This is a genomic window from Mycobacterium sp. 1081908.1 (assembly GCF_001673535.1).
Classification (GTDB): Bacteria; Actinomycetota; Actinomycetes; order Mycobacteriales; family Mycobacteriaceae; genus Mycobacterium.
Genome location: NZ_LZLY01000107.1, coordinates 1 through 703, shown reverse-complemented (window position 1 = coordinate 703; position 703 = coordinate 1). Strand labels below are relative to the sequence as shown.

At 70.1% G+C, this 703-nt stretch carries 1 protein-coding gene; it reads right to left on the bottom strand.

The features are described 5' to 3' along the window. Positions 1–703 (bottom strand): 13E12 repeat family protein (locus A5655_RS17710; RefSeq protein ID WP_156764910.1); only part of this gene is annotated, 703 nt, incomplete at both ends.

Here is a 703-nt window from a genome sequence, read left to right as displayed (position 1 = left end):
ATACAGCGCCAGGGTTTTGCCTTTGTCGAAGATCGCCAGGTAGTGGCGGGCGTGGCGGGCGAGGCGGATGACGTCGCTCATCGGCAGGATGGTGCCCCCGCTGGTCAGGGCGCGTCCGGCGGCGGCTTCGAGTTCGGCCAGGGTGGTGGTGAGGATGATTGAGGCGGGCAGGCCGTTGTGCTGGCCGAGTTTGCCCGATGCGAGCAGGGCGCGCAGTGCGGCGGTTAGCGCGTCGTGGTTGCGTTGGGCGGCGCTGCGGGCGTCGTTGTCGATGGCCTCTTGGGGGGGTGTTGCGTCGACGCACGGCGTGTCGTCGTTCGGGTTGCACATGCCGGGGGCGGCCAGTTTGGCCAGCACGGCTTCGAGGGTGGCGCGCAGTTCGGGGGTGATCAGCGCGCGTAGCTCTGACATCCCGTCGGATTGTTGGTTGCCCAAGGTCAGCCCGCGCCGGCGGGCCCGGTCGGCGTCGGTGTAGTTGCCGTCGGGGTTGAGGCAGTCGGCGACCGTGTCGGCCAGCGCGCCCAGTTGTTCGGGACGAAACCGGGTGCCCTCGTGGGCCAACTTCGCTTCGACCTGCTCGCGGGTAGCGGCGTCGATCCAGCCGGGCAGCTCGTGCCAAAACTTGCGGATCACCGCGACCTGGCCGGTGCCCAGGGTGCCGTCGCGTTGGGCCGCGGCCGTCGCGGCCAACACCGGCGCCAAC